General features: G+C 66.7%; 26 protein-coding genes. 17 read left to right on the top strand and 9 right to left on the bottom strand.

The annotated features are described in order from the left end of the window. Positions 1 to 86 precede the first annotated feature (86 nt). From JNO53_RS07440 to JNO53_RS07410, 7 genes are all read left to right on the top strand, one after another. Entirely contained in the window at positions 87 to 1,169 is a 1,083-nt protein-coding gene (locus JNO53_RS07440) for a sensor histidine kinase (protein WP_203109252.1), read from the top strand. Continuing rightward, positions 1,162 to 1,536: a response regulator gene (locus JNO53_RS07435; RefSeq protein WP_203109250.1), complete on the top strand. Its 375-nt coding sequence runs from the start codon at positions 1,162 to 1,164 to the stop codon at positions 1,534 to 1,536. The genes JNO53_RS07440 and JNO53_RS07435 overlap by 8 nt, the downstream gene beginning before the upstream one ends. After that, on the top strand, positions 1,530 to 2,258 hold the full coding sequence (locus JNO53_RS07430; RefSeq protein ID WP_203109248.1) for a helix-turn-helix domain-containing protein: 729 nt from the start codon (positions 1,530 to 1,532) through the stop codon (positions 2,256 to 2,258). The genes JNO53_RS07435 and JNO53_RS07430 overlap by 7 nt, the downstream gene beginning before the upstream one ends. A 163-nt stretch (positions 2,259 to 2,421) precedes the next feature. Further along, positions 2,422 to 3,078, top strand: coding sequence for an SRPBCC family protein (locus JNO53_RS07425; protein WP_203109246.1), 657 nt, complete (start codon positions 2,422 to 2,424; stop codon positions 3,076 to 3,078). Beyond that, positions 3,078 to 4,265, top strand: coding sequence for a zinc-dependent alcohol dehydrogenase (locus JNO53_RS07420; RefSeq protein WP_203109244.1), 1,188 nt, complete (start codon positions 3,078 to 3,080; stop codon positions 4,263 to 4,265). Before JNO53_RS07425 ends, JNO53_RS07420 begins: the two co-directional genes overlap by 1 nt. Further along, positions 4,262 to 5,053 (top strand): SDR family NAD(P)-dependent oxidoreductase, encoded by a 792-nt coding sequence (locus JNO53_RS07415; protein WP_203109242.1) that lies wholly within the window; start codon positions 4,262 to 4,264, stop codon positions 5,051 to 5,053. Before JNO53_RS07420 ends, JNO53_RS07415 begins: the two co-directional genes overlap by 4 nt. Before the next feature lie 113 nt (positions 5,054 to 5,166). Continuing rightward, positions 5,167 to 5,583 (top strand): CBS domain-containing protein, encoded by a 417-nt coding sequence (locus JNO53_RS07410; RefSeq protein WP_203109240.1) that lies wholly within the window; start codon positions 5,167 to 5,169, stop codon positions 5,581 to 5,583. A 59-nt stretch (positions 5,584 to 5,642) separates the two neighbouring features. Here the strand turns inward: JNO53_RS07410 and JNO53_RS07405 are convergent, their stop codons facing one another. Together JNO53_RS07405 and JNO53_RS07400 are read right to left on the bottom strand one after the other, a co-directional pair. Further along, positions 5,643 to 5,942 carry a hypothetical protein gene (locus tag JNO53_RS07405; protein ID WP_203109238.1) on the bottom strand — a complete coding sequence of 100 codons (300 nt, stop codon included), beginning with the start codon at positions 5,940 to 5,942 and terminating at the stop codon, positions 5,643 to 5,645. Between the two features lie 13 nt (positions 5,943 to 5,955). Continuing rightward, positions 5,956 to 6,528: a hemerythrin domain-containing protein gene (locus JNO53_RS07400; protein WP_203109235.1), complete on the bottom strand. Its 573-nt coding sequence runs from the start codon at positions 6,526 to 6,528 to the stop codon at positions 5,956 to 5,958. Between the two features lie 280 nt (positions 6,529 to 6,808). Between JNO53_RS07400 and JNO53_RS07395 the strand changes: the two genes are divergently transcribed. Continuing rightward, positions 6,809 to 7,552: a Crp/Fnr family transcriptional regulator gene (locus JNO53_RS07395; RefSeq protein ID WP_203109234.1), complete on the top strand. Its 744-nt coding sequence runs from the start codon at positions 6,809 to 6,811 to the stop codon at positions 7,550 to 7,552. A 15-nt stretch (positions 7,553 to 7,567) separates the two neighbouring features. Here JNO53_RS07395 and JNO53_RS07390 read toward each other — a convergent pair whose 3' ends face one another. Then, positions 7,568 to 8,071, bottom strand: coding sequence for a copper chaperone PCu(A)C (locus JNO53_RS07390; protein ID WP_203109232.1), 504 nt, complete (start codon positions 8,069 to 8,071; stop codon positions 7,568 to 7,570). A gap of 232 nt (positions 8,072 to 8,303) precedes the next feature. Here JNO53_RS07390 and JNO53_RS07385 point away from each other — a divergent pair, with 232 nt between their 5' ends. The 9 genes from JNO53_RS07385 (at position 8,304) to JNO53_RS07345 (ending at position 18,013) form a co-directional block, all read left to right on the top strand. Then, entirely contained in the window at positions 8,304 to 10,712 is a 2,409-nt protein-coding gene (locus JNO53_RS07385) for a membrane-bound PQQ-dependent dehydrogenase, glucose/quinate/shikimate family (protein WP_203109230.1), read from the top strand. A gap of 11 nt (positions 10,713 to 10,723) precedes the next feature. Beyond that, positions 10,724 to 11,707, top strand: a complete 984-nt coding sequence (locus tag JNO53_RS07380; protein WP_203109228.1) for a TIGR03885 family FMN-dependent LLM class oxidoreductase — start codon at positions 10,724 to 10,726, stop codon at positions 11,705 to 11,707. Positions 11,708 to 11,720: 13 nt separating this feature from the next. Then, on the top strand, positions 11,721 to 13,370 hold the full coding sequence (locus JNO53_RS07375; RefSeq protein ID WP_203109226.1) for an alpha-amylase family protein: 1,650 nt from the start codon (positions 11,721 to 11,723) through the stop codon (positions 13,368 to 13,370). Next, a complete protein-coding gene (locus JNO53_RS07370; RefSeq protein ID WP_203109224.1) occupies positions 13,370 to 14,257 on the top strand; it encodes a DMT family transporter in 888 nt (295 codons plus the stop codon). The genes JNO53_RS07375 and JNO53_RS07370 overlap by 1 nt, the downstream gene beginning before the upstream one ends. A 148-nt stretch (positions 14,258 to 14,405) precedes the next feature. Next, on the top strand, positions 14,406 to 14,903 hold the full coding sequence (locus JNO53_RS07365) for a hemerythrin domain-containing protein (RefSeq protein ID WP_203109222.1): 498 nt from the start codon (positions 14,406 to 14,408) through the stop codon (positions 14,901 to 14,903). 25 nt (positions 14,904 to 14,928) lie between these two features. Beyond that, on the top strand, positions 14,929 to 15,429 hold the full coding sequence (locus JNO53_RS07360) for a hypothetical protein (RefSeq protein ID WP_203109220.1): 501 nt from the start codon (positions 14,929 to 14,931) through the stop codon (positions 15,427 to 15,429). Positions 15,430 to 15,438: 9 nt separating this feature from the next. Further along, the gene (locus JNO53_RS07355; RefSeq protein WP_203109218.1) at positions 15,439 to 15,891 is read left to right on the top strand and encodes a DUF421 domain-containing protein; all 453 of its coding nucleotides are present in this window, start codon (positions 15,439 to 15,441) and stop codon (positions 15,889 to 15,891) included. Positions 15,892 to 16,063: 172 nt separating this feature from the next. Next, positions 16,064 to 16,936, top strand: coding sequence for a glucose 1-dehydrogenase (locus JNO53_RS07350; protein ID WP_203109216.1), 873 nt, complete (start codon positions 16,064 to 16,066; stop codon positions 16,934 to 16,936). Between the two features lie 42 nt (positions 16,937 to 16,978). Further along, positions 16,979 to 18,013: a sodium:calcium antiporter gene (locus JNO53_RS07345; protein WP_203109214.1), complete on the top strand. Its 1,035-nt coding sequence runs from the start codon at positions 16,979 to 16,981 to the stop codon at positions 18,011 to 18,013. Here the strand turns inward: JNO53_RS07345 and JNO53_RS07340 are convergent. From JNO53_RS07340 to JNO53_RS07315, 6 genes are all read right to left on the bottom strand, one after another. Continuing rightward, positions 18,010 to 18,288 (bottom strand): hypothetical protein, encoded by a 279-nt coding sequence (locus tag JNO53_RS07340; RefSeq protein WP_203109212.1) that lies wholly within the window; start codon positions 18,286 to 18,288, stop codon positions 18,010 to 18,012. The genes JNO53_RS07345 and JNO53_RS07340 overlap by 4 nt on opposite strands. Further along, complete coding sequence (locus JNO53_RS07335) at positions 18,285 to 20,828, bottom strand: cbb3-type cytochrome c oxidase subunit I (RefSeq protein WP_203109210.1); 2,544 nt, start codon at positions 20,826 to 20,828, stop codon at positions 18,285 to 18,287. The genes JNO53_RS07340 and JNO53_RS07335 overlap by 4 nt, the downstream gene beginning before the upstream one ends. Further along, entirely contained in the window at positions 20,825 to 21,859 is a 1,035-nt protein-coding gene (locus tag JNO53_RS07330; RefSeq protein ID WP_203109208.1) for a cytochrome c oxidase subunit II, read from the bottom strand. Before JNO53_RS07330 ends, JNO53_RS07335 begins: the two co-directional genes overlap by 4 nt. Continuing rightward, positions 21,852 to 22,220: a c-type cytochrome gene (locus tag JNO53_RS07325; protein ID WP_203109206.1), complete on the bottom strand. Its 369-nt coding sequence runs from the start codon at positions 22,218 to 22,220 to the stop codon at positions 21,852 to 21,854. Before JNO53_RS07325 ends, JNO53_RS07330 begins: the two co-directional genes overlap by 8 nt. A gap of 669 nt (positions 22,221 to 22,889) precedes the next feature. After that, the gene (locus JNO53_RS07320; RefSeq protein ID WP_338015321.1) at positions 22,890 to 23,561 is read right to left on the bottom strand and encodes a cytochrome b; all 672 of its coding nucleotides are present in this window, start codon (positions 23,559 to 23,561) and stop codon (positions 22,890 to 22,892) included. Continuing rightward, on the bottom strand, positions 23,558 to 24,307 hold the full coding sequence (locus tag JNO53_RS07315) for a cytochrome c oxidase assembly protein (RefSeq protein ID WP_203109204.1): 750 nt from the start codon (positions 24,305 to 24,307) through the stop codon (positions 23,558 to 23,560). Before JNO53_RS07315 ends, JNO53_RS07320 begins: the two co-directional genes overlap by 4 nt. Positions 24,308 to 24,410: the final 103 nt, after the last annotated feature.

Raw genomic sequence — 24,410 nt, 5'->3', positions numbered from 1 at the left:
GGCCGCCAGACCACAAGCTGGAAGCCGAGCTTCTCGTGCTGCTCGCATCCTCGCTGGCCAGACAGCCTGGATGCGTCGCACAAGACATGTGCGATCTGCTCGTCGAGTCGAATCTGGCCCACTCCGCAGGCATCAGTGTCCTTTCCACGAGCGACGCAACGCGGGACTTTCGCGAGATCGCGCGTTCAGGAGCGTGGAGCCGCGCGGAGGGGCCCCCGCCGCTTGACGCGCGGTCCTGCAGCCGGGCGATCGTGCTGGACCAGCCTCTGCTGGTCGCGCAGCCCGGGCCGCTCTGCTCGGGGTCCAAAGACGGCATCCCCGTTCACGAGGCTCTGCTGATCCCTTTCTATCATGGCGCTGCCCCGGTTGGCCTCATCTGGCTGCTGTCCCACGACGAACGGCGCGAGTTCGACCGAGAGGACCTGCGCCTGATGGGCTCCATCTCCCCCTTCGTGAGTGCGGCGCACCGGATGAATGCGGTCTCCCACCAGAGGCGGCTGAGCAGCTTCGGACAGGCCGCGCGTCAGTCGATGGAACGGCAAAAGGTGCTGGTGGCAGAGCTGCAGCACCGCGTGCGCAACATGCTTTCGATCGTCCGCTATGTGTTCTCGCGGACCGTCGAGACCAGTGCCGACATCGACGAAGCGTCGATGCATTTCAAGGGCCGGCTCGATGCGCTGGCACGGACGCAGGTGATCGTCGCGCAGAGCCCCTCGGGTCTGGTCGATCTCGAAGTCATGATCCGCGACGAGCTCCTCAGCGTCGGCCAGGGCGACGGAGCGACGCTGATCATCGACGGGCCTCCCGTCCAGATCGACGCCGTCGCAGCGGAGAACATCGGCCTCGCGATTCACGAGTTGACGATGAACGCGATCAAGTTCGGCGCCCTCGGCGTGCCGGGTGCGACGCTCGATATAGGTTGGTCGGTTAACATGGATGAACGCGGCCGCCCGATCTTGAACTTACGTTGGGTGGAAACAGGAGTACCGATCGTGCCGGTGGTGGGACAACGAGACGGCTTCGGCAAAGAGCTGATCGAAAAGGCGCTTCCCTACCGCCTGGGAGCCGAGACACGGCTCGATATTCACGGCGGCGGAGTGCGGTGCTTCATCTCCACGCCGATCGAGATCCGCGGGACTGCAGCCGCCATGGAGGCGCCCGATGCGTGACCAGCTGAAGGGCAAGCGGATACTCGTGGTGGAGGACGACTACTTCATCGCCGCCGACCTGACGCGGGCGCTGCAGCGCGACCAGATGATCGTGATCGGCCCCGTGGCGAGCGTGGCCCAAGCCAACGAGACACTCGCCGACAACGCACCAGATGCAGCCATCCTCGACATAGAGCTGGGCAGCAAGACCTCCTACCGGCTGGCCGATCGCCTGATGGAGGAGCAGGTTCCGGTGCTGTTCGTAACTGGCTACGACGGCTGGCATTTACCCGAACCCTATCTCTCGCAGCCGCGGCTTACCAAACCCGCCGGCGACAAGGAGCTGATTTCCGCCCTCCGCGCCATGATCCGGAGCGGCCCGTGCTGAGCCGGAGCTATGCCATCGCCCAGCCCGAGCAGGCGGCGGTGCGCCGCCTGGGTTCGCTTGCCCGCCTCTCCGAATCCGAGCTCCGAAGAATCGCGGATGCCGCGGCCCAGGCACGCTATTTCCCCGCGCGCACCGAGATCGTGCGCGAAGGTGCGGAGCCCGCCAGGCCGACCTTGCTGCTGCGCGGGTGGGTGGCACATCAGCGCATCCTGCCCGACGGTCGCCGGCAGATCGTCGGTTTCACCCTTGCGGGTGAACTCTTCGGGCGAAGCTGGAGCTGCCAGCACTCCGCATTGACCTCGCAGGTTGCGCTCGACAACGTCGTTCTCTGCACGGCGCCGGAAGCGGAGCACGGTTCTGGCCTCTCGCTTGCATACGACAAGGAGCGGCTGGCCCACCGCCTGCAGCTCATCGACAACGTCACCCGGCTCGGACGCATGGATGCACGCGAGCGCGTCTGCGACCTGCTGCTCGAGCTGCTCGAACGGCTCCAGCGCTCGGGTGAGGCCGAGGGCAATACGTTCGCGATGCCGTTGACGCAGGAGTGCTTCGCCGACGCGCTGGGGCTTACGCCCGTTCACCTGAACCGCACGCTGCAGGCCTGCCGCAGGAGCGGCGACCTGTCCTGGCGGAGCGGCCGCGTGACGCTGCACGACCCCGCCGGACTGGCCCGGAATCTCGGCCGCAAACGCAATCGCCTGCAACGAGGGGACGCCATTTGACATGCCTTGATGGCGGACAATAACTTAACTCATGTTATAATTTTCACATAATATTCAATAGTTTAGGCAGAGCGTTCTTTCTGCGGGACGAACGTGGCAGGCGTCCGAGAAACGAAACCGTCCGCGCCCGTTGATCCCGTGAGAAACAGCGGGAATCCAGGCGATGACTTCACACCGACGAACTCACGGCGCGCTTGCCGCCGGTATTGCGCTCGCCGCGGGCGCGATCGCCCTTGCGGCGAAGCAGCAGAACCGGCGGCGGCATCACGATCACCCCGCCGACGACGCTCCCGGCTTCACCGCCCGGCGCGACTTCGGCCGCTACGAAGTCGTCGGCCGGAGCGTGACGATTGCGCGGCCGCGGGCTGAGCTGTTCGCTTTTTGGCGCAACTTCGGCAATCTCGCGCAGTTCATGGAGAACCTGAACGAGGTTTCTCCGACCGGCGCCGAGGGGCATTCGGTCTGGACCATCCGCGCCCCAGGGGGCCAGACGGTCCAGGTCGAGACCCGCATCGCACGGGAAGTCGACGGCGAGCTGATCGCGTGGCGCTCCGTCGAAGGATCGGACATCGATACGGAAGGCCGGGTGACGTTCGAAGATGCGCCGGGCCAGCGCGGCACGCGGGTCGGGCTGATCATCGCCTATGTCCCGCCGATGGGAGAGGCCGGCCGCGCGGCCGCCAAGCTCCTCCGGCGCGAACCGGAGGTCCAGGCACGGCACGATCTCAAGCGCTTCAAGATGCTGATGGAAACCGGCGAGATCGCCACCTCGGCGCGCCGCAAGGATGCGACGCGCGCGGCCAAGATGGAGAATGCCTGATGCGAGCGCTGACGTGGCACGGCACCAAGGACGTGCGGGTCGAGACCGTCGATGATCCCGAGATCGTCAATCCGCGCGACGCCATCATCAAGGTGTCGAGCACGGCAATCTGCGGATCGGACCTCCACCTCTACGACGGCGTCATTCCCGGCATGATGGCGGGCGACATCCTCGGCCACGAGTTCATGGGCGAAGTCGTCGAAACAGGCCCCGCCAGCACTTTGCAAATAGGACAGCGCGTGGTGGTGCCTTTCACCATAAGCTGCGGCGGCTGTTTCCACTGCCGGATCGAACAATATTCGGCGTGCGAGAACTCCAATCCGGTCGAGAAGCAGGACGCCTCGGCCATGCTCTACGGCCATCCCATGGCGGGCCTGTTCGGCTACTCGCACATGACCGGAGGATATTCAGGGGGGCAGGCCGAATACGTCCGTGTGCCGTTCTCCGACGTCGGGCCGATCGTGGTCCCCGACCATCTGGAGGACGAGAAGGTCCTGTTCCTCTCCGACATCCTGCCCACCGGATGGATGGCGGCGGAGAATGCGGAGATCCAGCCGGACGATACGGTGGCGGTGTGGGGCTGCGGCCCGGTCGGCCTGTTCGCGGTCCAGTCGGCACTGGCAATGGGCGCCGCCCGGGTCATCGCCATCGATCACTATCCGCACCGTCTGGAGCTTGCGCACAAGCTCGGCGCGGAAACGATCAACTTCCGCGAAACGCATGTGCGCGAAGCCCTGATGGAAATGACCGGCGGCATCGGCGTCGATGCCGCGATCGACGCGGTCGGCATGGAAGCCCACGGCTTCGCGATCGACAACATGCTCGACGTAGTGAAGCAGAAGGTCGGCATCGGCGCCGACCGCGCGAGCGTGTTCAAGCAGGCGCTGCTCGCGGTCCGCCCGGGTGGACGCCTCTCGGTCCCGGGGGTCTATGGCGGGATGACCGACAAGTTTCCCCTCGGCGCCCTGATGGAAAAGGGCATCACCGTCCGCGCCGGGCAGACCCACGTGCAGCGGTACACCGACCGGCTACTTGCCATGATCGAGGAAGGGGTGATCGATACCACCTTCCTCATCAGCCACACGCTGCCCCTCGAGGAAGCGCCGCGCGGCTATCGCTGCTTCCACGACGAGCAGAACACCTGGACAAAAGTCGTGCTGAAACCCGGCATGGAAACACGGCAGTGAACCGCAAGATCGACAGGCTCGAGGGCCTGGTCGTCGTCACCGGTGCGTCGAGCGGGATCGGCCTGGAGCTTGCGAAACGCGCGGCCCGCGACGGAGTGGACCTGTTGCTGGCTGCCGACAGGGACCTTTCCGCCGCTGCGCGCGAGGTTCGCGCGGCGGGCGCCAACGAGGTCGACACCGTGGAGTGCGATCTCGGCACGGAAGCAGGGGTTAGCGCACTGGTCGAACGGATCGGCGACCGCCCCGTCGCCGCCCTGTTCGCCAATGCCGGACAGGGTGCGAACGGACCGTTCCTGGACGAGGACTGGGACACCGCGCTTCAGATCATCAACACCAACGTCACCGGCACGCTTCGCCTCATCCACATCGTGGGTCGGCGGATGCGCGATCGCGATGCCGGGCGGATCATGGTCACCGGCTCGATCGCAGGGCACATTCCGGGCTCGTTCCAGCTGGTCTACAATTCCACCAAGGCGTTCCTCAACGACTTCTGCATCGGCTTGCGGGACGAGCTGCGCAGCAGCGGCGTCTCGGTTACGGTTCTCGAACCGGGCGCCACGGAAACGAACTTCTTCCGCCGCGCGCATATGGAGAACACCCGCATCGGCCGGCAGGAGAAGGCCGATCCCACGACCGTCGCAGCAGCCGGATATGCGGCCATGCTGGACGACGAGGATCAGGTGGTGACCGGGTTCATGAACAAGGTCAGGACGGCATTCGCCGACATCCTGCCGGACGAGGTGGTCGCCGCCATGCAGCGCCGCATGGCCGAACCGCTCGACCGCTAGGCATTCATCGCTCGCGAGCCACCGTTCACCGGATTCCCTCCCCGTTATTGAGGCAGTTTAGTGCGCAGTTTTTCCCAAGGTTTCAAATACCTCCCCCCCGAGAGGAGCATCCGATGAGACCTTCCCCCGCCGCCGCGCAGGATGTGCCCTGCCTCAGACACCTCGACACGCTGGAGGCCGCAGCCCGGATGATGCGGGACACGGGCGCGCGAGTTCTTCCGGTGACGCAGGACGGCAAGTTCGTCGGCACCATCAGCGACCGCGACATCGTGATCCGCATGGTCGCGGAAGGTCTGGACGGGTGGCTCACCCGCGTCCGTGATTTCATGACCGCCCCGGCACTGTGCTGCCGCGCGGACGACGATCCCGAGAGCATCCTGCTGGCCATGGTCGACGGAAAGCTCGACACGATCCCGCTGCTCGACGCCCACGATCGCGTGGTCGGCATGGCCAACGCCGAACAGATTCGCCGGGCGCACTCCGTTTTTGCGGACGAGATCGGCAGCCATATCAATGTCATCGCAGCCTGATACGAATCGAGGCACGGAGGAAGCCCGGTTGTAGTTCATTCTCCGCAGGGCCTGCGCGGCTACGAGTTCTCGCCTGCTCCGGCGTTGAGATTGCCTTCCGGCTTCGTCTTCCGTTCGCCCAGCCGCCCCGATCCGTGATAGCCGATTTCGGACTGTCCCCCGTGCGAGAGCGGGCCGTCGGCCACGTGCTCACGTTCCTCGTCGCTCTTTCCCGAATGGGGATTGGGATATGGCGCGGCGTCATCGCTGCCGCCTGTCGCGCCCCGTTCGGCCTGGCTGTTGACGCCGTCGGGCGTACCGCGGCGCTCGCTTTCCTCCGGAACCGCCTGGGTTGGTTTCCTGCTGTCATCGCCGGTCATCGTCGGCCTCCTGCTAAAGACCTTCGGGCAGCCGTTCGCCGCGGCCCACGGCTTCGTTGTCGTAGTAGCGGCTGAATTCCTCCTCGTAGCGGCGCGTGAGAAGGTCCTTGCGCTCCGCCGGCAGATTCGCGGCGAGATCGGGCAGCCAGCTATCCTCTTCCTGGTAGACGTGCTGCTGAACGGCGCTTTCGATATGGTCGAGTTTCTCGCGCCATTCCTCCCCTTGCGGGTTCAGGTCTCGCAGCTTGGCGAGTTGCACCTTGGTCATAGCATGCTCCTCGTAAGCCATGGCTGCGTGGCTCTTCCCGCTGTACTCGGCGACTTCCGGATAGAGCACCGCTTCCTCGGCATTGGCATGACCGGTCAGGAGCGTAGCGAGCTCCTCCACCGCCCGCGCCGCAGTGTGCGGCTCGGGGGCGTTGCGCGCCTCGCTGAATCGGCTCTCGATCTGCTTGTGCTGGTCGACGATCAGCCGCACCCACGGCTCATGCGCGGCGAGCCCTTCGACCTTGCGCCGCGCTTCCGCGCGATCCTCATGCGAGGCCGCGGGGGTGACGGTGGAGGCGATGCGATCGAGCAGCGACATAGGGGTTCTCCTTCGAAACGTCCCGGCGCGCCGGACGGCAGACGCCGATGCTTCAAGCGAGATAATCTGACCCCAAGAAGGGACGGCTTCTCAATCACCTAGATTAGAAGGGGCACCGGAGTGCGGTAGTCGGAGGAACCAATCGGCCCGTTCGAGCGCTGATCCCGCGCGCAGGCGGGTCGCGGCAAAAAATATAAATCCGTCAAGCAGCTAACATAGGTGATACAGCCCTCTTCTTAACCTGTGCTTATCCGCTGGCTTCACCTAGGAGGGGCCACAATTGCTTACCGCACTGTTTCTCAAGGGACGTCTTCGCCACGACCTCAACGAGGAAGAGCGGAGTGCGCTTGAGAACGCGGTCGCCAGGACGATCGAAATCCGCCCCCGCACGACGCTGGTGGAGCGCGGCAAGCTGATCGAGCACAGCTATTACCTGGTCGAAGGCACGATGCTGCGGCACATCGACGACCGGCGCGGAGAGCGGCAACTGGTGGCGGTGCACATTCCCGGCGATTTCGTCGATCTGCACGGCTATGCGATGAAGCGTCTCGATCACGACGTCGGCTCGTTGACTCGCGCGACACTTGCGCAGATCTCGCACCGCAAGATTACCGAACTGATCGACGCCTATCCGCACCTCGGCCGGGCCCTCTGGTTCTCCACCCTGCTCGATGCGGCCATGCACCGCGAGTGGATCTTCGGACTTGGCAGACTCAACGCCGAAGGGCGCATCGCACATCTGATTGCGGAGCTGATCGAACGACTGCGCCTGGTCGAGCTCTACGACGGCAGGGTGCTGCCGATACCGCTGCTGCAGCGCGACTATGCGGAAGCATGCGGCATAACGCCGGTCCATGCCAACCGCAGCTTCCGCACGCTGCGCGAACGCGGGGCGCTGCGGCCGTGCGGCGAAGGCAGGATCGAGATCCTCGACGAAGCGCTGATCCGGCGGCTGGGCGAATTCGACGGTTCCTATCTCTACGGCACCGGCGAGCTCGCGCTGCGCACCCTGCACGACCGCTAGCGGCCGCGCCGGCCTTCAGCCTTCCTCTGCGCCTCTATCCTGCCGGGCTTCTTCGACCGCGGCCCGAACCGACAGCGATTCCCCGTTGCCGAAGGTGAACTCCACCGTGACCGCGGCGCCGGGCACGACATACTCGTCATAATCCGTCAGCACTGCACGACCGGCTTCGGGGCCGAAACGCAGCGTTTGCCCCGGCTCGATCTCGACGGTGTCGAGCGGCTTGGGGTCGGGATGCGAGAGATCGGTCAATTGCGCCCGCCCGCCATGTTCGACCACCACGTCCGACAGGAAGACGGTGCGCTGCCCGCGATTGGTGATGTCGAACAGGACCGCGGCGGGGTCGCCTGCGGTGGCCGGCAGAGCGATGCGGGCGTCCGCGATCGTGACGACCGAGCCGAAGTCCGCGTCGGGCGGAGGATAGGTGCCGTCGTCCTGCCGCCCCATCGGCTGGAGCAGCATCCATCCGACGACTATCGCCGCGACGAGGATCACGATGCCGATCACGATGCGCCGGGTCATTCTGCCGGTCTCCTCACGCCGCGGACATGCACGTCTCGACCTCCTGCCAGTTCAAATACGTCAATAGAATCCGCCGCCGCCGCGTTCCCGCGCGTGATCCGAAAACCCGGATAAACCAACATAAGTTAGGAGGTTTTATCCCGCCGCGGGGAACCCCGCCTCGGTCGAAGCCATTTTGATCGCGGGCGCCCAGGGTCCGGGCGCATCCGCGACGTCGCTTGGGGGAATATCCATGGATGATACGAACGAGAGCACTTCGACCGAACGGCGCGGAGGCTGGGCTGCGGTCGCGCTCGGCATCGTTCTGGGGCTGATCGGCCTGGTGCTGACCGCGGGCGGCATCTGGCTGCTCTCTCTCGGCGGCTCTCCGTACTACCTCATCGCAGGCCTTGCCCTTATCGCCAGCGGCACCCTGATCGCCCTGCGCAACGTCATGGGCGTGTGGCTCTATGCTCTGGTTTTCGTCGGGACGGTGATCTGGGCCTTCTGGGAATCGGGTGCGGATGTCTGGGCCCTCGTCCCACGTATCGTCGGCCCCGCGGTGCTGATGGTTCTCGTCGTGCTCGTCGCCCCATTGATGCGCCGGCGCCCACTGGGCTGGCCGGGCGCGCTCGGGATAGCCGCCGTATTCGTCGCGGTCATGGCCGCCGGCACGTTCCTCGTCGCGCGCAACGAATCTTCCTCCCCCGTGCGCGAGCTTCCGGCCGCGAACTACGCCGCGGGCGGCACCTTCATCGCGCCTGAAGGCGACTGGGTCGCCTATGGCGGCACGCAAGGCGCGCAGCGCTATTCCCCGCTGACGCAGATCACGCCCGACAACGTCGGCGGGCTCGAGCGGGCCTGGGTCGCGCATACGCGAGATCTCCCGGAGGACATGAAGGACAACAGCTACGGCGCGGAAACCACGCCGCTCAAGATCGGCGACACGCTCTATCTCTGCTCGGCCAAGAACATCCTGATCGCGCTCGACCCGGCGACCGGCGACGAGCGGTGGCGCTATGATCCGCAGGTCCCGGACGAGTGGATTCCCTACACCGCCGCCTGCCGCGGCGTGGCATACCACGAAGTCGCGAGCGCCGAGGCGGATGCACCCTGTGCCCGGCGGATCATCGAAGGCACGCTGGATGCGCGGCTGATTGCCGTCGATGCCCGGACCGGACGGCCCTGCCAGGACTTCGGCACCAACGGTTCGGTCAGCATCCTGCCCGGCATGGGCCCGGTGGTGCCGGGCATGGTCTCGATCACCTCGCCGCCCGTAGTCGTGCGCGGCAACATCGTTACGGGGCATCAGGTGCTCGACGGCCAGAAGCTCGACGCGCCTTCGGGCGTGATCCAGGCCTTCGACGCTGTCACGGGCGAACTGGCCTGGGCGTGGGACATGACCGCGCCGGATCGCCAGGGCCGACCCGAGAACGGCGAGACCTACACCCGCGGAACCCCGAACATGTGGACCATGGCCGCCGCCGACGAGGAGCTGGGCCTGGTCTACCTGCCGATGGGCAACGCGGCCGGCGATTATTGGAGCAGCGACCGCCTGCCGGCTGAGAACGAGTATGCGACCTCGCTGGTTGCCCTCGATGCGGAGACCGGCCGTCCCGCCTGGCATTTCCAGACCGTGCACAAGGATGTGTGGGACTACGACCTCGGCTCGCAGCCGACGCTCATCGATCTACCCGGCGGCGTGCCCGCGGTGGTTCTCGCGAGCAAGCAGGGCGACATCTACGTTCTCGACCGCCGCAACGGCAATCTGCTGACGGCGGTGGAGGAACGTCCGGTGCCGCAAGGCGGCGTCGAGCCTGCCCAGCGGTCGCCGACCCAGCCCTACTCGCTGTTCCACACGCTCGCGCGGCTGGAGCTCGACGAGCGCGACATGTGGGGCATGTCGCCGATCGACCAGATGGTCTGCCGCATCCAGTTCCGGCGCGCGTCCTACAAGGGCATGTATACCCCGCCAACTGCGGATCAGCGCTGGGTCCAGTACCCGGGCTACAACGGCGGGTCCGACTGGGGCGGGATCGCGATCGATCCACTCCGGGGCGTGATCGTCGCCAATTACAACGACATGCCGAACTACAACCGCCTCGTCCCGCGCGAAGAGGCGGACGAGATGGGCTGGGCTCCCCGCGGGGCGGCGCGCGGCGGGGACATGGGCGGCGGCGCGGAGGGCGCCGGCGATCCGCAGATGGGCGCCCCTTACGCGATCGACGTCAACGCCGGCTGGCGCCTGCCGTTCACCGGCCTGCTGTGCAAGGAACCGCCCTACGGCGGCATTCGCGCGATCGATCTGCGCACCGGGGAGACGATCTGGGACCGCCCGCTCGGCTCGGCGCGGCGTAACGGGCCGTTCGGCATCCCCTCGATGATGCCGTTCGAGATCGGCACGCCGAACAACGGCGGCAGCGTGGTCACGGCCGGCGGGCTGATCTTCATCGCCGCGACGACCGACAACCTGTTCCGCGCGATCGACATGCGCACCGGCGAGACGCTGTGGCAGGACGTGCTGCCCGCCGGCGGCCAGGCGACGCCGATTACCTACGAGGCGAACGGGCGCCAGTACGTGGTCGTCATGGCGGGCGGCCATCACTTCATGGAGACGCCGATCGGCGATGAACTGATCGCCTACGCTTTGCCGGCCGAATAAGAGGTACCTGCGTGCTGATCGGTTACCACGCATCGCACGAGCAGTTCCCTCCGGAAGACCTCCTCCATCTGGCGCGGGAGGCGGAGCACGCCGGTTTCGACGCGGTGATGTCCTCCGATCACTTCAAGCCCTGGAGCGATCTGCAGGGCCAGTCCGGCTTCGCGTGGAGCTGGCTCGGCGCGGCCATGCAGGCGACGAGCGTGCCTTTCGGCACTCTCGCCGTTCCGGGCGGCTGGCGATACCACCCCGCCATTGTGGCGCAGGCCGGGGCGACGCTGTCGCGGCTCTTCCCCGGTCGGCTCGGCTGGTTGGGCCTCGGCAGCGGGGAAGCGCTGAACGAGACCGTGGTGGGCCGAGGCTGGCCTCCGAAAGCGGAGCGCAACCGCCGCCTCGAAGCCGGCGCGCAGATCGTCCGCGCGCTGTGGAACGGCGAGACCGTGTCGCGCGACCGCCCGATCCCCGTGCAGGACGCGCGCCTCTACACCCAGCCGGCCCGTCCACACCCGCTGCTTCTTGGCGCCGCACTCAGCGCCGAGACTGCGGAATGGCTGGGCGGTTGGGCCGACGGCCTGATCACCGTGAACATGCCGTCCGAACAACTGCGCGAGATCGTCGCGGCGTTCCATCGCGGCGGGGGCGCCGGCAAGCGGCTCGTCCTGCAGATGCACCTGTCGTGGGCGCCGACCGAAGCGGAGGCGCGTGAGCTCGCGCTGCGCAACTGGCGGTTCAACGTGGTCGAGCCCGCAATCGCGGAGAACTGCCCCAGCCCGCAGGGGTTCGAGGAGGCGACGCGCGACCTCGGTGCCGACGATCTCGAGGGCCACGTGATCATGTCTTCCGATCCGGACCGGTTCGTCGCGGCGATCGCGGACGTGGCCGACCTCGGCTTCGAGGAACTCTACCTCCATAACGTCGGCGGCAACCAGGGCGCCTTCCTGACGGCGTTCGGCGAGCAGGTCCTTCCCCGGCTGCCGGCGAACGTCCGGGCCAACTGACAGGAACGAACGAATGTCCGACCCGCAGAACCCTTGGTACAAGGACGCGATCATCTACGGCATCGACGTCGGCCTGTTCCAGGACGGCAACGGCGACGGGATCGGCGACTTTCGCGGCCTGATCGAGCGGCTCGACTATATCGAGGACCTCGGCGTCAACTGCGTATGGCTGATGCCGTTCTTCCGCACGCCCGGGCGGGACAACGGCTACGACGTTTCCGACTATTACGCGGTCGACCCCAACGTGGGCGACTTCGGCGGCTTGATCGAATTCATCACCCTTGCCAACGAGCGCGGCATTCGCGTCGTCCTCGACCTCGTGCTGAACCATACTTCCGACGAACACCCGTGGTTCGAAAAGGCGCGGAACGATCCCGCGAGCGAGGAGCACGATTTCTACGTCTGGTCCGACGAACCGGCACCGCCCATGCCCGGGAACGGCCCCATCTTCCCCGGGGTGGAGGACAGTGTCTGGGCCAGGGACGAAGTCAGCGGGAAGTGGTATTATCACCGCTTCTACAGCTTCCAGCCCGACCTCAACCACACCAACCCTACGCTGCGCAGCGAAATCGACCGCATTCTGCGCTTCTGGCTGAAGTGCGGCGCGAGCGGCTTCCGGGTCGACGCCGCGTCGCACATGGTCGAGCCGAAAGGCCGCGCCGATGCGCCGCTGGAGGCCGGCCACGACGTCCTGAAGCAGATCCGCTCCTTCGTGGACACCACGACCGTCGACGCCATGCTGATCGGCGAGGCGGACGAGAACCCCGACGAGATCGCCTCCTTCTTCGGAGACGACGACGAACTGCACGCGCTGCTCAATTTTCTGATGACGAACTACCTCTTCCTCGCCCTCGCGCGAAGAGAGGCGGAGCCGGTCCGGTTCGCGCTCGAGCTGCTGCCGAAGATCCCGCGTGACTGCCACTGGATCAACTTCCTGCGCAACCTGGACGAGCTCGATCTCGAGCGCCTTTCGAGCGAGCAGCGCGAGGAAGTCTTCGCGGCCTTCGCACCCAGGAAAGACATGCAGATCTTCGGGCGCGGTATCCGTCGGCGGCTCGCGCCGATGCTGGACGGGGACCTGAAGCGACTGAAGCTCGCCTACAGCTTGCTGTTCGCCTTGCCCGGGTCTCCCGCGATCATCTATGGCGACGAACTCGGCATGGGCGACGACCTCTCCCTCGCCGGGCGGGACGCGGTTCGCACGCCGATGCAATGGTCGGATGTCAGGGGCGCCGGATTCACGCAGGCGCAGCCCGTTCGCGAGCCGGTCGGCAAGGGGCCGTTCGGATACAGGAAAGTCAACGTCGCCGTGCAGGATCTCGATTCCGATTCGTTGCTGAACTGGATCCGCAAGCTCACGCGCACGCGGCGGCGGTGCCGGGAAATCGGCAGCGCCGCGCCGCAGGTTCTGGACAGCGGCCACCGCGCGGTCGTCGCCATCGCCTACGAGCACCAGCGGCGCACGCTGCTGACATTGCACAATCTCTCCGGCGGCAAGGCCCGGGCGGAGATCGACCTCTCCTCCGCGCAGAGCGAAAGCGGGCGCATCATCTTCTCTTCGCGCGCTGAAGCCGTGGGCGACACGGTCGAGCGGACACAGGCCTTCGAGCTGGAGCCTTATGGCTGCCGCTGGGCCGCGTTCGAAGGCCCCGTCACCGCCTGATGCCCGTTCGCGATTTTCTGATCCTGTTCGGGGTTTGCCTCGTCTGGGCGCTCAACGTCGTGGTGAGCAAGTTCGCTGTCGGGCCGTTCGACCTCCCGCCGGTCTTCTTCGCCGCGGTCCGCTCCGCGCTGGTCGCCGCGGTCCTCTTCCCATGGCTGCGCCCGCTCCCCTCCCCGCTCGGAAGGACGGTCCTGGTCGCGCTCCTCCTTGGCGGAGCGTCGTTCGCGCTCCTGTTCGTCGGCCTGCGGACCGCCACCGCGTCGTCCGCCGCCATCGTAAGCCTCGCGAGCGCGCCGGCCGCGGTGCTGTTCGCCATCGTGCTCCTCGGGGAGACTGTGCGCTGGCGGCGAACGCTCGGGATCGTCCTGGCACTGGTCGGCATCGGGGTCGTGCTCGTCGGTCAGGGGGCGCTGTCCGCGTCCCTCGGCCTGGCATTCGTGGCGGTCTCGGCGCTCACGGGCGCGCTCGGCAGCGTCATGCTCAAGAAGCTCGATATCGCCCCGCTCCGGCTGCAGGCGTGGTCGGGGCTTTCCGGAGCGCTCCTGCTCCTCCCGATTTCGCTGCTGACGGAGTCGGGCCAGATCACGCGCACGCTCGACGCCGGCTGGAACTTCGTCGGCGTCCTGCTCTTCTCCGCGCTCGTCGTGTCGGTCGGCGCACACACGGTCTATTTCTGGCTCCTCGGCAGACACGACGTGAATGTCGTCGCGCCGCTGACGCTGATGAACCCGCTGCTGGCAGTCGCGCTCGGCGCCCTGCTGGCGGGCGAACCGCTGACGACCGAACTGCTCGCCGGCGCTGCCATCGCCATCGCCGGCGTGCTGGTCATCGTCCTGCGCCCGAGCCGGCGTCTGCCCAAGGATCTGCTGTTCAGGGGCCGCGCCTGACCCTCCAGCGGCGCCCCATTCCCACGCTTTGATATCGGTTAACTGCCCGCACGGATGGGCGCGCAGGCGCCACGCTTCGCAGCCTCCTCAACTTTGAAAGAGGAACGACGAACCGTGCGGGAGCGTCTGCCTGCCGAGGAGCACGAACATGGCGACGACAACCGATACCGACGCAACCCACATCCTGCAGGCCGACCACCGCGAGGTCGAGGACCTGTTTTCGAAATACGAGAAATCCTCCGGCCTCGATCGCAAGAGGGAAATCGCGCAGACGATCTGCAACGAACTCAAGATCCACACGATGATCGAGGAGGAGATCTTCTATCCCGCTCTCAAGGGCAAGATCGAGGAGAGCCTGCTCGAGGAAGCCTATGTCGAGCACGACGGCGCCAAGGTGCTCGTGAACGAGATCGCCGAGGGCAGCCCCGACGAGGAGTTCTACGACGCCAAGGTTTCGGTGCTGAAGGAGCAGATCGAGCACCACGTGCGCGAGGAAGAGAAGATGCAGGGCAACATGTTCCAGCAGGCGCGCGCCACCGACGTCGATCTGAACGCGCTCGGCGAGCAATTGCTGGCCCGCAAGAAGGAGCTTAAGGCGCAGGCGGAAACCAGCGGGCTCCCTCCCGCCCAAGCGACCACTCTCTGACCACCGGCAATTCCGGGATATGGAGATGGCGTCCCAACAGTCCATCGACATAGACGTCGACCCCCGGCTTCAGGAACGGCACTGGTTTCTCAGCCGGATCGTGTGGCTCATCATGCTCGCGCTGGTGATCGTCGCGCTGGCGGGGCTGACGGGGAGCGGCGGGACGCTATCCCGCCAGCAGGTGACATTGGGCACGGCGGAGCTGGATATTCCGCGCGTCGGCCGATGGTCCGCGACCGATCATCTGACCGTCAAGGTGGACCAGCCGGCCGACAACGGGATCGAAATTCTCGTGCCTGCGAAGTTCGGGGAGGTATTCGCCGTCGAGGCGGTCAGCCCGTCCCCCTCCTCGGTCATTGCAACGGCCGAGGGCCATTTGTATTCGTTCGATTCCTCGCCCGCCCCCGGTGAGCGGAGCGTGGTCTTCTCCATTCGTCCGAGCCAGATCCTGCTGCCCTCCCACATGGGCCGTTTCGAGGTGAACGGCGCGCGGACAGCGGACCTGCCCATTGTCGTACTGCCTTAGGAGAGCTGCATGGACAGCATAATCAGAGGCGTCGCGATCTATCTGTTGCTGGTGGTCATCATCCGTGCCTCGGGGCGCCGCACTATGGCACAGGCCACACCGTTCGACTTCGTCCTGCTTCTGATCGTGGCGGAGACAACCCAGCAGGCGCTGCTGGGCGACGACTTCTCGATCACCAACGCCGTGCTCCTGATCGTTACCCTGTTCATGCTCGATATCGGCCTGTCGTATCTCAAGCGCTGGTCCCCCGCCGTATCCAAGGTGATCGACGGGCGGCCGACCTTTCTGATCCACGACGGCAAGATCGACGAACGGGCCCTGAGGAAGACCCGCATGGATACCGCCGACATCATGATGTCCGCGCGCGCCCAGCATGGTCTGGAGCGGCTCGACCAGATCAAGCATGCCGTGCTCGAGAACGATGCGGGCATCACGATAATCCCGCGCCCGTCGTCGCAGTAGCCGCTGCGTCTCAAACGGTGAGAAAAGCACCGCCGTTACACTCTCGTTCGAGATCGAGAGTTTCAGGAACGGCGCTTCCGAAGGCTCGTTTCGAAAACCGAGGCCGCGCCTCGATCAACGAGGCGCCGCACGCCCGCACTGCCCGGCAGATGTCGATCGAGGAACGCTTCCCATGAACCAGACCACACCGCCCGAAACCGTGACGCCGCCGCTGCCGGCCCAGCAGCAGCAGGTCCCCGGCACGACCGACGCAATGGACCCGCGGCCCGATCACGGGGAGGAGAGTTATCGCGGCTCGGGCCGGCTGGAAGGCAAGAAGGCCATCATCACCGGCGGCGACAGCGGCATCGGGCGGGCCGTCGCAATCGCCTTCGCCCGCGAGGGTGCGGATGTCCTGATCTCCTATCTCTGCGAGGACGAGGATGCGAAGGAGACCGCCCGCTGGATCGAGGCGGCGGGCCGCAAGGCCGTGCTCGTACCGGGTGACATCGCCTCGGCCGATCACTGCCGCACGATCGCCGGTAAGGCCGCCGAACTGTTCGGGCGCATCGACATCGTGGTCAACAACGCCGCCCACCAGATGACTTACGAGAACATGGAGGACATTCCTGACGCAGAATGGGAGAAGACCTTCGCGGTGAACATCCACGCGATGTTCTATCTGGTGAAGGCCGCGCTGCCGCACATGGGCGAAGGCGCATCGATCATCAACACGACCTCGATCAACGCCGATATGCCGCGGCCGACCCTGCTTGCCTACGCGACCACCAAGGGCGCGATCCAGAACTTCACCGGCGGCCTCGCCCAGCTGCTCGGAGAGAAGAAGATCAGGGTGAACTGCGTCGCGCCCGGGCCGGTCTGGACGCCGCTGATCCCCTCGACCATGCCGGTCGAGCAGGTGAAGACCTTCGGCCAGGACACACCGCTCGGACGGCCCGCGCAGCCGGCGGAACTGGCGCCGGTCTATGTCATGCTCGCGGCGGACGAGGCGAGCTACGTCTCGGGCGCCACGGTCGGGGTCACCGGCGGGAGGACCATTCTCTAACGGGCCGCCGCCCGCCCAGGCGGCCAGCCCCGTTCCGAAGCCATGCCGCTGACCGACGCCGCCTCCAACCCGCTCTGGGCCAACGCCGCGATATTCCTGGTGGCCGGGATCGTGGTGTGGTTCGCCGGCGTCCGGCTGACCCGCAACCTCGACACGCTCGCCGCGCGGTTGCGGATCGACCGGGTGTTCGTGGGGATGCTGCTGCTCGGGGGCATCACCTCGCTGCCCGAGGTGGCGAATGTCGCCACCGCCTCCGTGATGGGGAACCCGGCGCTCGCCGCAAACAACCTGCTCGGCAGCGCGGCGATCAATGTCGTCCTGCTCGCGGTCGCCGATGCATGGATCGGGCGCCATGCGGTGACCGGCATCGTCGCCCGGCCCTCGACGATGATGATGGCGACCCTGTGCATGCTGGTGCTGATCGCCGTCGCGCTGGCGATCACGATCGGCGACGTTACCGTGTTCGGCGTCGGCGTGGGCGGCCTGGCGATCTGCGCGCTCAGCATCGGCTGCTTCCGGCTGGCGACCGGCTACGACGCACGGTCTCCGTGGTCGGTCGACATGGACGAGACCGAACGCGGAGCGGATGACGCCGAAGACGCACCGATCGGCACGGCCGCGCTTTGGTTCCGGGTCGCCATCGACGGCAGCCTGATCTTCGCCGCCGGCTACGCGCTGTCGCAGACCGGGGACGCTATTGCCGAGCAGACCGGCATGACCAGCGCACTGGTCGGCTTCGCATTGATCGGGCTCGCCACATCGACGCCCGAACTCGCGACCATTCTCACGGCCCTGCGCCTTCGCCGTCCCGAGATGGCCTTCGGTCAGGTGCTCGGCACCAACTTCGTCAACCTGTCGCTGATCCTGCTCGGCGACGTGCTCTTCGCCGGCGGCCCCCTGATCAACGAACTGGGTACCTTCGAGGTCGTCTCGGCGCTTCTAGGTGCCGCGCTGATCGGCATCTTTCTGGTCGGCTTACTCGAGCACCGCGACCGTACGGTCTTGAAAATGGGCTACGATTCCGCGGCGGTGATCCTGCTGTTCGTCCTCGGGCTGGGGCTGCTCGCCACCCTCTAGCCGAACAGCGGAGGGAGCGTGTCGAACAGCGTTGCGAGCGCGGCGATCGCGATCGCCAGCCCCGCCGTCGTCCACAGCGAGCGAACCTGTCGCGCACGCCATAGCCACGCGAGCGCGGCCAGCCCGGCGAGCGAAAGCAACAGCCCGATGATGCGGCCCGGCGCGGCGTCCGGGAAAATCACGCTGGCCGCCCACTTCGCCATGAATTGCGCGGTCCAGATCACCAACGCGGCGACGACGGCGATCCAGTCGGTGCGGTTGTCGAATTCGCTCATGCCAGCCCCGGTGCCAGCCGCGTCAGGACCGTAAACCCGAGACCTTGTAAGGCCGCGAAGCCAAGGAAGCGCGAGACGATGTCCATGGTCGTGTTAACCGGTGGCCGCAGCAGTCCGCGCCCGCTGCGCAGGCCGAGGTAGAGCGCCATGATCGCGCCGACGAAGACCACGCCGCCCTGCAGCGCGATCATCGCGAAGACGGTCGCGCCCTGCCCGCTGTTCGTGGGCGCGAGGCCGGTGGCGGTCCAGGTCTCGACGTCGAACCAGCAAGCCGCGCCCGAAAGCGTCGCGCTGACGACGGCCAGCAGCCAGGGCACCTGGCCGGCAAAGGTGCCCTCCTCGTGCCGGGCCAGCACGCGCCGCCCGCCCCAGGCGGCGGCGAGCGCCAGCAGCAGCAAGGCGATGATCGTGCCGGTCGCCGGCAAGGCAGGCGGGGCGATCCACACATCGGGATGGATGCCGTAGAGGTAGAGATAAGCGAAACCCGCCATGAGCGCGATCATTCCGATCACTGCCATGAGCGAATTCAGCGCCCACCAGCCATGGCTTTTCGGACCCGGGATCTGAATCGGCACTTCGATGCCCGCGCCGATGTCCGCCGTCCGCTTCCGGACCGGGCGATCGGTCTCCCACAGCCAGCGCAGCGTCGCGAACACGGCAATCGCGGCGCACGCGAAGCCGAAGGTATAGGCCTGCACGGTCAGCGACAGGAAGAAGCCCGCGGTGAACACCGCCGAAGCGACCGGCCAGGGCGACGGCCCCGGCATGATCTGGAGATATTCGGGTTCGGCATTGGCAGGGGAGGTAATGATGGTTTCCCGCAGGCCCGTCGCGGTTCCGGGCAGGAAGTAGCGTCCCTCCTCCACGTCGCGGCAGATCTCCGGATTGTCCCACAGCGGCTCGCGGCTGCGGATCACCGGGATCGAACGGACCGAATAGAGGCCGGTCGGCAGCCAGTCGATCGTGCCCGCGTCGTAGACGTTGCCCGCGTCCTTATCGACCGTGAAGCGGAAGCGGCGCGCGAGGTCGAAGACGAACAGCGCAACCCCCGCAGCCATCACGAAGGCGCCGATGGTCGAGATTAGGTTCAGCAGATCGAACCCCCGGTCGGGCAGGTAGGTATAGACCCGCCGCGGCATCCCCATCAGGCCGGTAAGGTGCATCGGCAAGAAGGCGATGTGAATGCCGGCGAACATCAGGCCGAAGACCCACTTCCCGACCCGTTCGGACAGCGCGTTCCGGCTCGTCAGCCCGGCCCAGTGGTAGAAGGCGGCGAACATCGGAAACACCATTCCGCCGATCAGCACGTAATGAAGGTGCGCGACGATGAAGTAGGTGTCGTGCGCCTGCCAGTCGAACGGCACCATCGCCACCATCACGCCGGTCAGCCCGCCCATGGTGAAGACGAGCACGCTGCCGATCACGAACAGCGACACGGTGTTCCAGCGGATGCGCCCGCTCGCCAGCGTCGCGATCCAGCAGAACACCTGGATGCCGGCGGGCAGGCTGACCGCCATCGAGGCGGCGGAGAAATAGCCGGTCGCGACCCGCGGCATGCCGGTTGCGAACATGTGGTGCGCCCAGACGCCGAAGCTGATGAAGCCCGTCGCCACCAGCGCCAATGCGTTGAGCCGATAGCCGACGAGGCTCTTCCGTACCACGGTGGTCGCCATCATGCTCATCAGCCCGGCCGCGGGCAGGAAGATGATATAGACCTCCGGATGGCCGAAGAACCAGAACAGGTGTTGCCACAGCAGCGGATCGCCGCCCCGCGTGGGGTCGAAGAAGGGCCAGTTGAACGCCCGCTCCAGCTCCAGCAGCAGGGTGCACAGGATCACCGAGGGGAAGGCGAGGATGATCATGAACGCGAAGACCAGCATCGCCCAGGCGAACATCGGCATGCGGTCGAGCGTCATGCCCGGCGCACGGGTGCGCAGCACGCCGACGATGATCTCGATCGCGCCCGCAATGGCTGAAATCTCGATGAAACCGATCCCGAGCAGCCAGAAATCGGCGTTGATCCCGGGCGAGAACGCGATCGAAGTGAGCGGCGGATACATGAACCAGCCGCCATCGGGCGCGAGGCCGACGAACAGCGAGAAGAAGAACGAGATTCCCCCGATCGCGTAGGCCCAGAAGGCGAAGGCCGACAGGCGCGGGAACGGCAGATCGCGCGCGCCGAGCATCTGCGGCAGCAGCAGCACGCCGATCGCCTCGACCATCGGCACGGCGAAGAGGAACATCATCACCGTGCCGTGCATGGTGAAGACCTGGTTGTAGGTCTCCATCGGCACGATGTCCTGCAGCGGCACCGCGAGTTGCACCCGCATGACCAGCGCGAGAATGCCGGCGAGAATGAAGAACAGGAACGCGACCGCGACGTACCAGAAGCCGACGTAGTTGTTGTTGACCTCGGTCAGCAGGCCCCAGCCCGGCGGAACGCGCCAGGCCTTCTCCAGCTTCTCCAGTTCCCCTTCCGGACGCGGGCCAGACGTGGGGAAGCGGTCGTAGAGCGAATGGTCGAAGCCGGTCTCGCTCACTTCTGCGCTTCCAGGAAGGCGGCGATATGGCCGAGCTCCTCGGCCGAGAGCCGGTCGTAGCTGGGCATGCGGTTGCCCGGCTTGATCGACTGGCTGTCGGCGATCCACCCGATCATCGTGCCGCGATGGTTGGGCAGGATGCCGGCGCCCAGGCTCAGCCGGCTGCCGACGTGGGTGAGATCGGGGCCGGCGAGGCCGTTCGCCTCTGTCCCCGCGATGCGGTGGCAGGCGGCGCACCCGGTATCGCGGAACAGCGTCCACCCCAGGGCCGGATCGTAGCGCTGGGGTTCCGCAGGGTCGCGCACGACGGCGCCCGGCCGCCCGGGCGTCGCGCCGGCCGCGACCGGCTGCGCCTGCCGCGCCGCGCGCGCCGCGAGCCAGCGGTCGTAATCCGCCGCCTCGTGAACCTGGGTCACGAAACCCATCAGCGCGTGCGGCCCGCCGCAATATTCCGCGCAGACGCCGCCGAACCGGCCGGTCCGGCTCGCTTCCACCCGCAGTTGATTGATCCGCCCCGGCACCATGTCCATCTTGCCCGACAGGTGCGGTATCCAGATGCTGTGGACGACGTCCGCGGATCGCAGCTCGAGCACAACGGGCCGGTCGAGCGGCAGGTGCAGTTCGTTCGCGTCGCGCACGATCACGCGGCCTGCCGGATCGAGATATTCGACGCGGAACCACCACATCTCGCCCGTGACCCGCACGCGCGCCTCGCGCCCCCTGATCGGCTCGGTCAGCGATGCGGTGAGCGCCAGGCCCCAGATCAGCAGGCCGGTAAGCACCACGGCCGGAAAGGCGATCCCTCCGATCCACACCGCCTTCTCACCGCCCAGTTTCTTCCGCCAGCGTTCCGGCCCCTTGATCGCGACGTAGAGCGCCGCGATCACGATGCCCGTGACCGCCACGCCCAGGGCCAGAAGGACCCAGGCAAGCGTCGTCACGCTGCTTGCATAGGGCCCGGCCGGATCGAACACCGGCGGCGGCCAGCCCCACAGCGCCTCCATGATGCCGGATGCTGCGCCCTTATTCATCATTCATCCCATAGAGGTAGGCCGCGACATCCTCCGCTTCGGCGGCGGTGATCGGCATCGGCGGCATGGTGGAGCCGGGCTTGGCCGCGGGCGCATCGCGGACGAAGGCAGCCAGATTGCCCGGCGTATTCGGCAGGGCCCCGGCGATCAGCCCGACGTCGTCGAAGTCTTCGAGCGAGGGAGCCGCACCGCCGCGCGGCCAGTCGATGCCGGGGATCGCATGACAGGACCCGCATGAGACACGCTCGATCACCGCCTTGCCGCGTTCGGCGGCGTCGGCGGAGAGCGACGTGCGGTCGTCGGGCGGCGGCTTGCATGCCACCACTGTCAGCAAGGCGGCCGCCACCGCGACTTGCTGCATCCAGCGATATCCGATCGTTGCATCGCACTCCCCCATTAGATTGGGGAACCGTTCATGCCCGGCGCCGGTTCCTGCCCACGATGGGGAGAGTGAAAAACGCCTTGTTCGTCATGATCGCGGTCACGCTCTCCACAGGCTGCACCGACACCGCGCCCGTCGCCGACCCCTTCGAGCGGAGCGGCGAACTGATCGCGCTGTCCGGCGGCGATGCCGGCGCGGCCAATGCCTGCATCGTCTGCCACGGGATCGAGGGAGAAGGCGACGGCAAGCTGACGCCGCGGCTCGCCGGGCTCGATCCGGGCTATTTCGTGCGTCAGCTCGAGCTCTACGAGATCGGGCAGCGACGGCACCCCGAAATGGAAGCGATCGCTGCGCACCTGTCCTGGGACGCCCGCAACGCCGCCGCGAGCTATTACGCCGATAGGGAAGCGCCGCCCGCATCCGATGCTGGCGGGCCGGCCTGCACCGCCGCCGCACGACGGCTCGTCTTCTCCGGCGACCCCTCCCGCAATCTGCCCGCCTGCACCGCGTGTCATGGCCGAGATCTCGCCGGGGCGGGTGCTGCGGGACCGCCGCTCGCGTGGCAGACGGCGGCTTACAACGAAAGCCAGTTGCGCGCCTGGCGCAGCGGCGAACGGTACGGCGATCCCCAAGGGGCGATGGGCCAGGTCAGTCGCCTGTTGCACGAGCGGGAACTTCAAGCTGTGGCGGCGTGTGTTGCGGGCCCGCCGGATGCGAGGGATCGTCGGGAACCTCGGGCAGCATCCCTTCCAGAACGTCGTCCCGATCCCAGAAGTGGTGCTTGACCGCCGCGACGACGTGGACCGGAACCAGCAGCGTCAGCAGGACCACGCCGGCGGCATGGGCATCTTCCGCCCAGTCGAGCAGCCACATGCGCCATTCGGGCGTCAGGTCCGCGAACGGCATCGGCGGCACCTCGACCAGACCGGCGAGGCTGAGCGGCATCGGCGGGTCGATCGACGACCACATGATCCACCCGGTCAGCGGCAGAATGACGAACAGGGCGTAGAAGATGATGTGTAGGGCATGGGCCATCGTGGTCTTCCAGCCCATGTGGTCGGCCGCGTTGATCGGGCCCGGCACCATGAGCCGCCAGAGAAGACGGAGCGCGCCCAGCAGCAGCAGCGTCAGCCCGATTTCGCTGTGCAGCCGGTAGGCCTCGACCTTGTCCGCCCCGACCGGATAGCGCTGCATCATCCAGCCGGAGACGAGCTGGAATATGACCACCGCCGCCATGACCCAGTGAAAGGCGACCCCGACCGGCGTGTAGCGGCCGCGGCTGCGATAGTCCTCCGCCCACTCGGCAATGGTCTCCCTCACCGCACGGTCTCCGCAGTCGGCATGCGGAACAGCTTGCGGAACAGGATCGCCATCGCCGCCAGCAGATAGATCAGCGATCCCGGGGCCCACATCACGACACCGCCGATCTGCTGGTCTTCCAGCGGCGCAAAGCCCCAGGGCTGGGTCGTCAGGAGATGCGGCTCGTAGATCGCCCGGGGCGTGAACGTCAGCAAAGCGCCCAGCAGCCCCATCAGCACCATTGCAACCAGCAGGCCGGCGACGGCACCGGCGGCAGGCGCGCGCGTGAGCTTGGCCCACCAGACGGCGGAGGAAAGGGTGATCGAGAGCTGCATCGCCCAGAACAGGCCGTCGTGCGAAAGCGCCCCGGCGTAGAGCGCCGGCGCGTGCCACGCCCAGAACACCAGCGCCTGAACGGCCGTCCATATGGTCAGGGATCCCGACGCGCGCTGCAGGGCTTCGCCCCACAGGATCACCATCAGGGGCGCCGCCACGAACACGAGCGCCAGATGATGCACGACCCGCGCCGTAAACAGCGCCGCGCTCAGCGCGCAGAACGGCGAAACGAAAAGCACGAGAGCCGCCAGCACAAGCCCGGCGAAGGCCACATCACGAATCCGGTCCCGGGAGGCGAGCAGGACGTGACCCGCCGTCGCAGCGGCTATCGCGGCAAGCAGCCATGGATCCCAGTTCCAGCGCGCGGCGAGTTCTGCAGGTGCCGGCGCCGAACCGCAATAGGTGAGCCAGATCTGCGCCCTACCAGCCATCAAGGATCAACCGCCGCCCTCATACCTCTCCCAACGCCGGGCGCGGCACCTGGTTTCGCGAAACATCCGAGGCAGCGCCAGGCCCGGCCCGCTGCGAGGCCGA

It is taken from the genome of Altererythrobacter sp. C41, assembly GCF_016803135.1.
Lineage (GTDB): Bacteria > Pseudomonadota > Alphaproteobacteria > Sphingomonadales > Sphingomonadaceae > Pelagerythrobacter.
This window is presented reverse-complemented; position numbering and strand designations above follow the sequence as displayed.